General features: G+C 42.4%; 12 protein-coding genes and 1 tRNA gene. 7 read left to right on the forward strand and 6 right to left on the reverse strand.

The genetic code is table 11. The features are described from left to right. Positions 1-150 precede the first annotated feature (150 nt). From LZT21_RS11675 to panD, 3 genes are read left to right on the forward strand one after another with little or no spacing between them, the layout of a single operon-like run. Positions 151-2805 carry a YDG domain-containing protein gene (locus LZT21_RS11675; protein ID WP_233990970.1) on the forward strand — a complete coding sequence of 885 codons (2655 nt, stop codon included), beginning with the start codon at positions 151-153 and terminating at the stop codon, positions 2803-2805. Positions 2806-2807: 2 nt separating this feature from the next. Next, entirely contained in the window at positions 2808-3407 is a 600-nt protein-coding gene (locus tag LZT21_RS11680; RefSeq protein WP_233990972.1) for a kinetochore Spc25 family protein, read from the forward strand. A 54-nt stretch (positions 3408-3461) separates the two neighbouring features. Further along, a complete protein-coding gene (panD, locus tag LZT21_RS11685) occupies positions 3462-3830 on the forward strand; it encodes an aspartate 1-decarboxylase (protein ID WP_233936515.1) in 369 nt (122 codons plus the stop codon). A gap of 19 nt (positions 3831-3849) precedes the next feature. On the opposite strand, the gene LZT21_RS11690 is transcribed toward panD, so the two are convergent. The 4 genes from LZT21_RS11690 to pgi all read right to left on the reverse strand — a co-directional run bounded on the left by LZT21_RS11690 (position 3850) and on the right by pgi (position 7534). Next, positions 3850-4167: a CcdB family protein gene (locus LZT21_RS11690; protein ID WP_233990973.1), complete on the reverse strand. Its 318-nt coding sequence runs from the start codon at positions 4165-4167 to the stop codon at positions 3850-3852. Next, on the reverse strand, positions 4167-4385 hold the full coding sequence (locus LZT21_RS11695) for a type II toxin-antitoxin system CcdA family antitoxin (RefSeq protein ID WP_233990975.1): 219 nt from the start codon (positions 4383-4385) through the stop codon (positions 4167-4169). Before LZT21_RS11695 ends, LZT21_RS11690 begins: the two co-directional genes overlap by 1 nt. A 151-nt stretch (positions 4386-4536) precedes the next feature. Next, positions 4537-5934, reverse strand: a complete 1398-nt coding sequence (locus tag LZT21_RS11700; RefSeq protein ID WP_233990976.1) for a phosphomannomutase/phosphoglucomutase — start codon at positions 5932-5934, stop codon at positions 4537-4539. Between the two features lie 109 nt (positions 5935-6043). Beyond that, positions 6044-7534, reverse strand: a complete 1491-nt coding sequence (gene pgi / locus LZT21_RS11705) for a glucose-6-phosphate isomerase (protein WP_233990977.1) — start codon at positions 7532-7534, stop codon at positions 6044-6046. Between the two features lie 112 nt (positions 7535-7646). On the opposite strand from pgi, the gene LZT21_RS11710 reads away from it, so the two are divergent. Then, positions 7647-8765 (forward strand): NAD(P)/FAD-dependent oxidoreductase, encoded by a 1119-nt coding sequence (locus LZT21_RS11710; protein WP_233990979.1) that lies wholly within the window; start codon positions 7647-7649, stop codon positions 8763-8765. A gap of 5 nt (positions 8766-8770) precedes the next feature. On the opposite strand, the gene LZT21_RS11715 is transcribed toward LZT21_RS11710, so the two are convergent. Next, entirely contained in the window at positions 8771-9193 is a 423-nt protein-coding gene (locus tag LZT21_RS11715; RefSeq protein ID WP_233990981.1) for a type II toxin-antitoxin system VapC family toxin, read from the reverse strand. A 3-nt stretch (positions 9194-9196) separates the two neighbouring features. Continuing rightward, the gene (locus LZT21_RS11720; protein ID WP_233990982.1) at positions 9197-9454 is read right to left on the reverse strand and encodes a type II toxin-antitoxin system Phd/YefM family antitoxin; all 258 of its coding nucleotides are present in this window, start codon (positions 9452-9454) and stop codon (positions 9197-9199) included. A 111-nt stretch (positions 9455-9565) separates the two neighbouring features. On the opposite strand from LZT21_RS11720, the gene LZT21_RS11725 reads away from it, so the two are divergent. The 3 genes from LZT21_RS11725 (at position 9566) to LZT21_RS11735 (ending at position 12863) form a co-directional block, all read left to right on the forward strand. Further along, positions 9566-9655: transfer RNA gene (locus LZT21_RS11725), tRNA-Ser, on the forward strand. 560 nt (positions 9656-10215) lie between these two features. Further along, positions 10216-12369 carry a S8 family peptidase gene (locus LZT21_RS11730; protein ID WP_233990984.1) on the forward strand — a complete coding sequence of 718 codons (2154 nt, stop codon included), beginning with the start codon at positions 10216-10218 and terminating at the stop codon, positions 12367-12369. Between the two features lie 23 nt (positions 12370-12392). Next, complete coding sequence (locus LZT21_RS11735; protein ID WP_233990985.1) at positions 12393-12863, forward strand: hypothetical protein; 471 nt, start codon at positions 12393-12395, stop codon at positions 12861-12863. Positions 12864-13430 lie beyond the last annotated feature (567 nt).

Genomic DNA, 13430 nt, shown 5'->3' on the forward strand with positions numbered 1-13430 from the left:
TTAGGTTACAGGCCACCAGCACCCCAAGTGCAAATACCCAAAATCATCCAAACTCAACCCATTTTACTGCAATGATTTACTATGGAAAAACTCTCTCAAGTAGTGGACCTAAATTGACAGCAGTTCAGTAATAATGGTAATAATTATAGTGTGACTAAAGCCAGTTCTAATACCAGCAATATCACGCCCGCCCAATTAACAGTAATGGCTGTAAATGATGGGCGCTTTGTGACACAAACTGATACGCAAGGCTATGCCAATAATTGTGGTAGCGGAGTAGCTTGTACCGGTGGATATGCAGGCGTCTTATATAGCGGATTTGTTGCCGGCCAAACTGTCGCAGATATTACCGGAACCCCAGTAATTACGAGAAGTAGTCCATCTAGCAATGTGATTGGCAATTACGCATTAACTCCAAGTGGCTATGGCGTAAATAATGGAAATTATCAAGTTACTTATATGAATGGTAATTATGCGATTTTAGGGGAGCAGAATTTATTGGTCCGCGTATTGCCTACCACTACCAACTATGGCACGCCAGCCACTTATAACGCCGCTAATGTAACGGCACAGTATTTAGCTGCTGGAGCCCCCAATCCAACTTCATTAACTCCAAGTTTAGCGGGTAGTGTATTTACTGTTCAGGATGGGGCTGGTACTAGCATCGCCACATTTACCCTCGGAGCAAATTCAAACGTAGGTTCATTTAGTAACTCCGGAAATTTAAATGCTGGTGGCTACAACATGAAGGCGACTACCTCTAGTGTTGTTGGACCAAACTTTAAAACAATGACTGTTGTAGGTGGTACTGCTGTTAATACATTGAGTCTTCCTGCCTCCAGCCTTGGTGTTTCAGGAGTAGCAAAGGTCTACGACGGTAGTTCTAGTATTAGTGGCTTAACATTAAATACTGACCCAGTATTAAGTCACATCATCCCTGGTGACCTAGTTTCGATGAAAGGCACAGGTAACTTTACTGATCAAAATGTTGGCGTAGCTAAATCAGTGACAATTAACGTGGCCTTAAGTGGTGCTGATGCTAATAATTATTTCTTATCCTCAAGCCAATTAACCGGGAATATCGGCACAATTACGCAGTTACCATCCGTTACCTATATAGCAAGTACTGCAGGTCTTTGGTCGAACTCAGTTAACTGGACTAATGGTGCCACTCCGACTGGAAATAATGTTGGCGAAGTCATCATTCCCGTGGGTAAAACGGTTATTTATGACAGCGCTTTAGTGGGTACTACTGGCAGTGCAATTATCAATAATGGCGCGATTAATTTTACTGGCTCGAATAACTTTACCTTTAGTAATAATGTGAGCGGTACTGGAACAATTAACCAATCGGGTGCTGGCACATTAACAGTAAGCGGCAATAATGCTGGCTTTACCGGCAACCTAGTATTAAGCAATGCCACTGCTTTATTAGGAAGTTTGCATGCAATTAGTGGTGGAGCAGTCGTTTCTGATAATGGCTCCTTAGGCACTACTACAGGTACGACTATTCAGAGCTTACTGGTAAATACGCCGAATGGTATTGCGGGAAGCGCTAATCTCCAACTGATATCGGATATTACTAGCAATGGTGCCCAGGTATATAACGCGAATATTATTTTGAATCCTGCAGCTGGATCAACGATTACCTTAAGCTCAAATAATGCCGGCATTACATTTAATGGCAAGATTGATAGCCCAGCTGCCTTGGCTTCAAGTTACTCAGCTACGCCGAATTCTTTAACCGTAACAGCTGCCACCACGATTGCCATCAACGATAGCGTAGGATCCTTATTGGGATCGGATGGTGTATTACATGGCCTTAATTCACTGGCAATTACTGCACCGCGAATTGAATTAACTGCAGATATATTAACTAAATATCGTCAAACTTATACAGGTTCAGTATACGTAGGTGATAATGGTAATGAAGGTTTCCTTTTAGATAAATACATTACAGACGTTGGTTTAAATCCAATTACAGTAAAAAATTCATTGGATGGTAAAAATCGCGTTAATGCCAGAACCTTGATTTCAGAAGATCCCTCGGTTGCATTTGTGGGAAGTATTAACGATTTAACTACTTCGGGTTCAGCCGCGGGGCATAACCATTCTTTATACGTCGCAGCAATTTCTCATGATGCCGATGCTTCGTTGCTTGATCCGCCAACAATTTCGGCCGGCTCAATTGGTGACATTTCAAGACCTTACAGCGTTGAATTTAGAACCTTGATTTTTGGTGATTCAACACCTACCGGCACAGTGACCAGTGGCAGCATTATTACTATTGCCGCCTCAACTCTTAGCTCTGGTGCTGGACTTAGCTCGATTCCAGCTAGCGGTTATCCAGTAGCTCCAGGTAGCGGTTATCCAGTAGTGCCAGGTAGCGATGGGTCTGGTAGTTTTAGTGGCAGTATTGGTAGCTTAGGTGGGTCGAATGGATCAGTCGGTAGCAGTGGCATTGCTAATAATGGTAGTCTGGCAGAGTCAAGTGCCCGCTCGACTGATTTAGGCATTACCCAAGCCGGTCAAATTGGCTCAGGTCAAATGTCAGCAGGAATATTACAGTCGCTAATATTAGCTAATAATAATTTTGAAGTTACCAAAATGATTTTTGATATCAGCTCTGAAGTGTCAGTTTCTATGGTTGGTGGTGAGGCTAATTTCAACCTTAATCTGTACACTAGAAATAGCAAGCAATTGAAAATAAGTCCAGATAAAACTGATGCTACTATGCAACTAGATAAACTTGAAGAAAATAGGGTTGGCAAGAAAAGGGGTGATGATACGGAAGAGGACGAATAATAATGACCATAAAACAATTTAACGCTAGCTTTCTCGTACAAGAAGATCGTTTGCTCTTTCGTTTTAACACGATCGATGATGCAGAATACCGTTTCTGGTTTACGCGTCGAGTTACTTTATTTATCTTAGGAGCGACCGCGCATCTTCTCACTAAGCATTTAGAGAAAACCCATTCGCCTGAAACTGCCGCAGCAATTACTGAATTTCAAAAAGAAGCTTTAAAAGAACAAGTCAGTAAGCAAGCATCAAAGCAGGGGGAAGCAAATGGCGGGCAGGGCGGACAAGTCGGTGCTGAAGCATATCAAGCAGCTAGCAATTACCCCATTGGCGCCGATCCATTATTGGTGATGGATGTGAAGTGCGAATTAAGTAAAGATGGCGAGGCCGATGTCTTATCGATGGACTTCGTCTTACCAGGTGGCGCTAACCTAAACCTAAAGTTAGGTGGACCTACCTTACAGGCAATGTGCCTTTTATTAGATCAATTACGCGAAAGTGCTGGCTGGGGTGCGCCATTTGTCATTGGAGAAATGCCAGCTCAACCATCGGACGAGCTGAATGTAACTCCCAATGAAATCACCAATAAACCCAAACTCCATTAATTTAGGCTTATTTCGCGCTAGAATAAGCCCCTTAAATAGCGAAGATAGGGCTTTATGAAACGCATTATGTTATTGGCTAAATTGCATCGGGTGGTGGTTACCGAGGCCGATTTGCATTACGAGGGCTCTTGCGGTATCGATGAGGATTTGCTCGACGCCGCTGAGATGTGTGAGTACGAGAAGATCGAGCTCTACAACATCAATAATGGTGAGCGTTTCTCAACCTACATCATTAAAGCTAAGCGGGGCTCAGGTGCTATTGCCCTGAATGGTGCTGCCGCTCGCAAAGCCCATGTAGGCGACCAGTTGATTATTTGTACCTATGGGCCGCTTGATCAGGCTGAAGCCAAGTTACATATTCCTAAAGTAATTTTGGTCGATGAGCAAAATCGGCTTAAAGAAATTAAAAAGATTACGCGTTAATTAAAACGGCAATACCTTATTAAAACCCATGAAATAGACGGTCAATTGCTGTGATGACGCGATTTTGTTCGGCAATTAAATTACCTACGGATTTTTTTAGGATTCGAGTAGGTACTGCCGCCATTTTTGGCGTTTCTAAAACACACTTTCTGCCTGCTATTAAAAATAAGGGCATTAAATCTTGTGGTAATTTGCGAGCGTCATAAAGGTTAGCCATTCTCAGAGGAATCACTACTCTAGTTTCTAGCGAGCTGAGTAAATCTGTCTGAACATCAAGAAGAAAAGGAGTATTTTTGGCTTGATGACTTTCATTTTCATAAACATGAAATCGAGCCATTAAAAAGTCCTCCATTCGTCCAATGGTAAGCCTTCTTTTTCAATGGTTTTGTTATAGGCAGAGATAAATTCTGCATGCTCAATTTGCCAGCGACGTGTTTTTTCTTTTTTAACCAGGTCGGTCAAAAAGGCATCGCATACTTTGGATATATTAATACCTAGTAACTTTGCTTCTTCTAGCACTTCGCTGCTTAGAGTGAGGTTAATTGGTTTTTTCAAGGCAGTAAATAAGGGGTGGGATGCGGTTACTGTGTGGGTAGTCATCGTAATATTATACGCATTAATAATCCATTTTAATTATGCGCATAGTTAATAGGGATATTAGCACAGTCTTGCGTTAGAGAACGGGCCTAAAAGTAACCTAGCTTAATTAAAACGGTAATTTTGCATCTGGCTTAGCGGCTAACAAAGCCACTTTAAACTCAGCCTGAATACGTTGAATTGCTGCTTCGCTGTCGGCCTCAAAGCGCATTACCACAATTGGCGTGGTGTTAGAGGGCCTGGCCAAACCAAAACCATCAGCATATTCAACCCGCACACCATCAATGGTATTAATCGATTGTGAAGTGGGGAATTTCGCATTCGCCTTAATTTTTTCTAAAATCGTAAAGGGCTCGCCTTCTGCGCATTCCAGTTGCAATTCAGGGGTGCAGATGGCATTGGGCAAGTTATTCAAGGTTTGATTTGGATCTTTTTCTTTGCTTAAAATTTCTAATAAACGCGCGCCAGTATATAAACCATCATCAAAGCCAAACCAGCGGTCTTTAAAAAAGATATGCCCACTCATTTCGCCAGCAAGGGGCGCACCAGTTTCTTTTAGCTTGGCTTTTACTAGTGAGTGGCCGGTTTTCCACATTAAGGGCTCACCACCATGTTGTTTTACCCAAGTTGCTAAGTTACGGGTGCACTTCACATCATAAATAATTTGCTTGCCAGGATTACGGCTTAATACATCTTTAGCAAAAAGCATCATTTGTCGATCGGGAAAAATGACTTGCCCATCTTTAGTTACCACGCCTAAACGATCGGCGTCACCATCAAAGGCTAAACCTAGTTCATTATTAGTCGTAGCTAAATTCTTAATGAGGTCTTGTAGATTTTCAATATGGGCTGGATCGGGATGGTGATTGGGAAAATGGCCATCGACTTCGCAAAAGAGCTCTTCCACTTCGCAACCAAGGGCCCGAAAAAGGGTCGCAGCAAATGCACCACCAACCCCATTACCGCAATCAACTGCAATTTTCATGGGGCGAGCTAACTTCACATCACTCACAATGCGCTCTAAATACATGGGGAAAATATCGAAATACGAACGCTTACCAATTTCAGCTTGCGGCGCCTGAATAAATTGCTGCGCTTCTATGCGCTGGCGAATAGCTTGAATTTGTTCGCCATAAATTGCCGCACCGCCAAGTACCATTTTGAAGCCGTTGTAATTAGGGGGATTATGGCTTCCCGTAATCATGATTCCAGAAAGGGGCTTGCGACCCTCAATCGTTTGATTGGCGCCAAAGTAGACCATCGGTGTGGCAACCATGCCTAAATCGATGACATCGATGCCCGTTGAAAGTAGGCCTTCAGCTAGGGCCTCGATTAAGTTGGGTCCGGATAAGCGACCATCACGGCCGATGACAATGACAGTTTCACCAAGCTCGCGCATTTGGCTACCAAAGGCTTGTCCAATCGATTTGGCAACAGAGGCATCGAGTGTTTGATCGATGATGCCGCGAATATCGTAGGCTTTAAAAATGGATGGAGATAGTTGCATATTTAATCCAAGTAAAAATGATTTATAGCTATTTTTGTGTATTGATCTTTATTGCGCTTATTCATCTAATTTTTCTTGTATTGGGTTCTATAAATGAAAGATTGTTGCATTAGCTATTGAAAAGATTAATACGCCGCGCTGTAATCGCATCGATATTGGCATCGGCAGCTACTGACACAGAATCTTTGAGTGCTGCTTCAATCGGTTTAGCCAAGACCTTACCGAGCTCTACGCCAGGCTGATCAAAGCTATTGATATTCCAGAGCGCCCCTAGGGTAGTGGCACGATTCTCATAGAGCGCCAAAAGAGCGCCTAGATAAAAAGCATTTAACTTCGGCAGAATCAGTAAGTTACTGGGCCGCTTACCTGGGTAGGTGTTGTTAGGGTTAGCGGTTTTTTTACCATTGGCTAAGGCTTGGGCTTGCGCTAAACAATTAGACAGCAAAATACGATGATGTTCTTTGGCTTCAGGCAAATGACTCATGGGTTCACGAATGGCTATGAAGTCAATTGGGATGACCTCAGTACCCTGATGAAGTAATTGGAAGAAGGAGTGCTGGGCATTGCTGCCAGAGCTACCAAATACAACAGGGCAAGAGAACTTTACGGGCATACCATTGCGGTCAACGCGCTTACCATTGCTTTCCATATCGAGCTGCTGCAACCACTTTGGAAACCCATCTAATGCATCGGCATAGGGAATAACAGCGAAGGATTTAATATCGTGTTGCTCTTGTTGATAGAGTAGAGCCAGCGCCATAATTACCGGCAAGTTTTCTTCTAAAGGCGCAGATTGATAGTGTTGATCAATTGCCTGCGCACCCGCTAAAAATGCTTTAAAACTTTCAAAACCATATTGCAAGGCAATTGGCAGTCCAACTGCTGACCACACGGAATAACGCCCGCCAACCCAGTCCCAGAAAGGATAAATATTTTCTTCTTTGACGCCAAACGCTTTAGCAGCAGGCACAGCGGCAGTGACGGCAAATAGGGCATTATTAATTTGACTGCTAGTGAGACCGCTATCTTTAAGCCAGCGTACAACGGCTTTGGCATTTTTAGTGGTCTCTACAGTAGTAAACGATTTAGACACAATGATGATGCGCGTACTGTGCGGTAATGCGCGTTGCAAAATGCGGCCTAATTCAGCGGTATCGATATTGGCTAAGAAATGCATACGCATGCCCCGAGTTTCAATACCGGGAACATGGGCTAGTGCTTCAATGGCTAAACGTGGACCAAAGTCAGAGCCACCAATGCCAATATGAATGACGTCGGTTACACCCTCCCATTTATTGCATAGCGCTTCAATACGCTGCCAAACATTTGCCACAGCAGGCATGACATCTTTGCCATCAACTAATACTGGTTTTTGATCTAAATTGCGCAGTGCTGAGTGCAGTGCAGGACGATCTTCAGATGTATTAAGGTGCTTTCCAGCAAATAGATCGGCAATGAACTGTTGCAGATTGGCTTTACGGGCTTGAGCAAATAGAGCTTGCCAGCCTTTAGCATCGATACCTTGATAGGCGCTATCTAAGACTATATCTGCAGCGCAAAAGATGGAATTGGGGTTCTCTGAAGCAGGATTTGAGGACATCTCTAGATTTTATCAATAAGTAGCGGGAGAAATGGTTTAAATCCCCCTTAAAGTACTGAAAATGTTACGATTTGTGCCTATTCTTATTAATCAATATGTCTGGAACAGGTAGATGGAGCAGGTTGATTGTGTCGTGATCGGTGCAGGAGTGATCGGCTTAGCCGTTGCACGCGAGATGGCACTTCAGGGGTATGAAACCATCATTTTAGAACGCGAATCGGCTTTTGGTACCGTTAGCAGTGCGCGTAATAGCGAAGTGATTCATGCTGGTATTTATTATCCGAAGGATTCTCTCAAAGCAAAGCTCTGCGTTGAAGGCAATCGACTTTTATATGAGTATTGTCGTAGTCATCAGGTAGCAACTCAAGCATATGGCAAGTTAGTGGTAGCCGCCGATGGTGAGCAAATACATGATCTGCAAAATATTTTGTATAAAGCCAAAAATAATGGTGTGCCCGATGTACGTTTGCTATCAAGTACAGAAGCATTCAATTTAGAACCTGATCTTAAGTGCACCGCAGCGATGTTATCGACCTCAACAGGTATCGTTGATAGTCATGGTTTCATGCTGTCGCTACTGGGTGGTTTTGAAGATGCGGGAGGGATGATTGCCTATCAATCACCTTTGCTTAGTGCACATGTCGTCAATGATGGTTTTGAATTGGCTGTTGGCGGTAATGACGCCATGAAACTACAAACCCGTTTATTAATTAATTGTGCAGGCCTTAGTGCGCCACAAGTTGCCAGCAAAATTGACGGCTTATCAATAGAAAAAATTCCGCGGGCGTATTTTGCTAAAGGGAATTATTTTTCTCTGGCGGGGCGTTCACCATTCAAACATTTGATTTATCCCATTCCTGAGCCTGGTGGTTTAGGTGTGCATCTGACCTTAGATTTAGCTGGACAAGCTAAATTTGGCCCCGATGTGGAGTGGCTTGATATTACTGAAGAGAATCAAATTAACTATGCGGTTGATCAGCAACGAGGCGATAGCTTTTATGCAGCCATCCGGCGTTATTGGCCGGGGCTAAAAGACGGGGCTTTACAGCCAGATTATTCAGGAATTCGGGCAAAAATTGTGCCCCCTAATTCGACTGCCGGCGACTTTATTTTTGATGGGCCCCGGCAACATGGTTTGCCTGGGCTCTATAACCTATATGGTTTTGAGTCCCCAGGGCTGACATCATCTCTGGCGATCGCGCGTTATCTTGAGGGTTTGATCGCGGGGTGAGCTGATTAAGTTTTCGGGTTTATTTTCGAATCAAATGGATTGAAAATTGGAACTTTAAAGCGTTTAAAGTCTTTTACGTTTCTAGTAACTACCGTAAGTTCTTTACTTAGTGCAGTTGATGCAATCATGGCATCCTCATTGACCGTATTAGATTCTCGGTGCATTAATGTAGCCCAAATTCGAAATGCCCGCGCATCCATTGGCAATATGTTGTAAAGATTCATTAATTTATTTAGCCAGACACTTAAGTTCTTTGCTTTAAGCGCATCCTGCTCGCGAGTTATTTCTATTCCTGCTTGTATTTCGCCGATAGATACTGCTGAAATATATAAATCTGTATCGCTAATTGTTTTTAACCATGTAAGTACACCTCCATGCGGCTTTACTTTTCTCAGCTCAGAAATAATATTGGTATCAAGTAAGTACATTCTTTAAATTTGAGTTAACTTACGGCGTTGCAACTGACCACGCTTAGGTAAAGGTAATTCAGTTCTATCCTGATCAGAAAGCAGTAAGTCTTTAAGGGTGGGGTGAGCCGATTCCCTTAAAGCATCCCATTCTTGGATGGTAATAAGCACAGCGGCTTTAAGCCCGCGTTTGGTAACGACTTGGGGACCATCACTTAGGCAGGCATTTAAAAATTCGCTAAATCTGGCTTTAGCATCCTGTACAGCCCAATTACTTTTCATATAAAAAACTCCAAATGACTAGTTATCTGACTAGTTTACCTGATTTTATGAGCCAACTCATCCCCCCACTTTTAGGCTTATTTGCTTAAGTTCCTTATAATCCCAAGCAAAGGAAGCGTGGCAGAGCGGTTGAATGCACCAGTCTTGAAAACTGGCGAGGATGAAAGTCCTCCGTGAGTTCGAATCTCACCGCTTCCGCCACTTGTCAAGCATTTATATGGGCTTCCAGCTTGGAAGCTCTAAATTCCCCCAATTTTCCCCACACAATTACTTTTTAGTACGCTCTTTACTACTCCTACGGATGCTCTTCCACAAGTAGCTATGACATGACATCAGCAGCATCAGCACATAAGGTTTACGAAAGTAAGCCGCCCCCTTAACGTTTTGCCATAACCCAGACCCCACCATACCCCCACCAGCCTTTTCGACCGCTTCACTACGCTAGCCCTATACATCGTATTTTGGACAGCTGACTAGGTATTTTTACTTAAATTGTTTGATCTAGATCAATTAAAGTGCCCAATCATAGAAAGCTAATGAAAGAAAACTTCTTGCCTATAGATTTTAAGAGTATATTAATTTTTAGAATAATTAATAGAGAGAAATTGTGAATATAACCACTAAAAGTTTGTTGGCAGCTCTTTTCATCCTCAACGTTGTTGGCTGTGCTTCGACAGTTAATCGCAATACTTCAAATTTTAAAGAGACATCGACTGTTAAATAAGGGGGGATTACCTCTGATCTTTTGATTAGGGGTAAAAATGAAAAATTCTATGAGCTTAAAAATATTTTATTTGATAATTGCTCTATTACTCAATGCATGTGCTGGTGGAGGTGGAGGTAGTAGTGGTGGGTCATCAAGCCTGACCCCAGAACAATTCCGAACCGCTGAATATAATGCTCAATATGGTTTGGCTATGGTTAATGCAGCCAATCTTTATGCCAAGAATGGAAATGGCACAAATATTAAGGTTGCAGTGTTTGACTCTGGCGTGAATCCTATTGAGGCTAAAACTGGATCTTCAATCAAAATTGATACTGCTAATAGTTATGACTATGTGACAAATACTGCGGGATCTTCCGCCGATCCAAATGGTCATGGCACCCATGTAGCCGGTATAATTGGGGCGCCAAAAAATGATTCTGGTATGCATGGCATCGCTTATGAAGCCACAGTGTTGAATATGAGAATGTATACAGCTAGCGGTGTAAACATAGGGTCTTCTGCGGCAACATCAGATGCTATCAACCGCTCACTTGCTGCTGGGGCTATGATCATAAATAATTCATCGGGTGTTGCGAATACCCCAATCACCTCTTGGACATGGACTTCCTCAGAGGTTTCCACATACAAAAACTTCGTTGCAAACGGCGGTGTAGTTGTCTACGCTGCCGGTAATGATGGTCAGTCACAAGTTTCTGTACAGGCGGGCATACCTTACCGCGTTGCAGGCCTTGAGGCTGGTTGGTTAGCTGTAATGGCGGTCGGTAAAGATGGCAATAGAGCTTCATACAGTAATGCATGCGGAGTGGCAAAAGGGTGGTGCTTAGCTGCACCTGGAAGTGAAATCTATTCAATGTCAAATACTGGTGGTTACGCAACTATGTCAGGCACCTCAATGGCCGCACCAATGGTTAGTGGTGCATTAGCCTCTCTCAAATCCGCCTTCCCTAATTTATCCTACCAGCAAGTTCGTGATCGCCTATTGGCTACAGCAAATAAAACTGGTGTCTATGCAAATTCAGATATTTACGGCCAAGGTTTGATGGATCTGAATGCCGCTACAAATCCAGTTGGCGGACTAGCGATTACTACATCATCATCAGCAACTGGCTCGGTTGCTAGTGCTACAAACTCGAGAATTACCTTACCTGCTGGTTTAGCATCAGCAATACGCGGTCAAAAAATATTGGTGGTTGATGGTTATCAGAGGGCACCATTTTTCATGTCATCCAACAATTTAGTTTCCAGCGCACCCTTTAGGGGTGATTTAGGAATGCAACATCTAAATGACCTGAGCGTCCCCCTGCCAACTGAAGGTGCGCAGACTAAGGGCGTAAAATATTCTTACACCCGTGACATGAATGCTGCTTTATCAGTAAGCCATAAATCCCATCAATTATCATTTTCTTCGGGAACTAAATCAGAGGGCGCAATCGGTCGTTCATTAGGGTTGGCACACATTCCTCATTTGTCTAATTCAGGCACGAATTCTCATGGTGCTGGCTATGCAACGTCCTTATATGGAGTGAAAGTTGCAGCAATTTCCAGCATACCAAATTCACATCAGCTTTCAATTGGGAATGTCAATTTATCTGATCGCTCATCAATGGGCAATCGGTCATCTCATAGCATGGTTGCGCAAAAAGATCATGAAACCTTCTCTTATGGTGGAACATTTTCAATGGCTAAGAATTTTTCTCAGCCTGCAGGTGTAATGGGCTCTGGCGCTTTTAGTTTGGGTAGTTCAGGCGCCACCTCAAAAGGAGGTTTCTTTAGCCATAGGCTCTTTGATGGAAATACATCAATCCTATATGCAGGAGAAGTTACTTCTATGTCTTCTGCAAACAATGGATTGACCTCTCTTGGTAACGCAAAATATAGCTCCCTCAAAGCAACGGTTAGTCATGCATTGAGTGAATTTACAAATTTAAGTTTTTCAGCAAATCACCAGCAAGCCATTGGAGGCCAGATGAATGTAAGGTTACCTACTTCAATTGATGAAAATGGGAATATTAGCTATCAAAATTATTCAACAGGATTTAATAACCTAATTAATTCATCCCGACTTAACTTTGATATTGCCCATCAGTTTGATAAGGCTTCTAGAATTAGAAGTGGGGTTATCTACCAGCAGATGCCATATGGACAGAGAAATCTTGGAATTGGAGCCTTTTTTGAACAAAGACTTTGATTGCATGCGCCTAGCATTTAAAATTGAGCTTTAATTTACAAATAGCCAAGAAAGTGGCAAAACTAAAATTACATCTTCTTATAAGCCTTTTTTTAACCTTGACCCATCTCCTAAATGCTCAAGCTGGACTGAAGAATGACGAGTTCGACTACGTAATCTATAGTATTTACTATGATGGCGGGCCTATTAGCGATTACGCATTTAAAAAAATTAATGCTTCCGAGGTTGCTCAAATAGCTCCAGCAGAAGTGGCATCGAAAATAAATGCAACGAATGGGGTCGAGTTATATTTACTTCGGGCGCCTACTCAAAATACTGCTGGATATGTTTTTGAGGGTGTTAAAAGCGATGGAAAGGTATCGTTTTGCCTGAAAAAACCCTCGCAGGATCTGACGGTATTAATGACTTTAAGTAATCCCGCGGCAATAGTAAAAGTAAAAAAGGGTACAAAAATATCATTGAGTAAAAACTATTGCAATCATCTAGCCCCCTAACCCAGAGTTAGTTGATAGCACAGAAGGTGCAAAGGAAATAGTTGAAACTAACTATACGGGCGGAATTACGAAGTCAGCTAAGTAGAAAAAATAATAATAATGAAGAAATTACTGCTCCTTCTTTTTAGTATTCGAACACTAATTAAATTCCATGGAGCAAATTATTAAATATAAAATTTATATTAAGTCTACTCCTAATGCGGCATCCTTTATAAGTAAAGCTAATATTGCGAGGCTTTGAATGGCAAAAGTTGAGGTTCACCAATATACGGGTTGGGAGGCTTTTGTAAGCTTCACCAATATGAGCATTGGCGATGGGCTTAATTTTCTTTGAATTAAAAATAGTAATTGATATAAAAAATTAGTAAATTTTTAATCAAAATAATTAAAAGGATTCTATGAGCGCAAAAGAGAAATTAGCAAAAATTAGCGGATACATCGGGGGTGTACTAAATTTTGTGTAAACGGTCTAATAATGGGTAAAAGCCCACTCCATAGGAGTAATGATGATGACCGAAGCAGCAAAACGAGCAGTACCCCAAGAACTCATTGATAGCCTGCTGGCAG

It is taken from the genome of Polynucleobacter sp. IMCC 30228 (assembly GCF_021395205.1).
Taxonomy (GTDB): Bacteria; Pseudomonadota; Gammaproteobacteria; order Burkholderiales; family Burkholderiaceae; genus Polynucleobacter.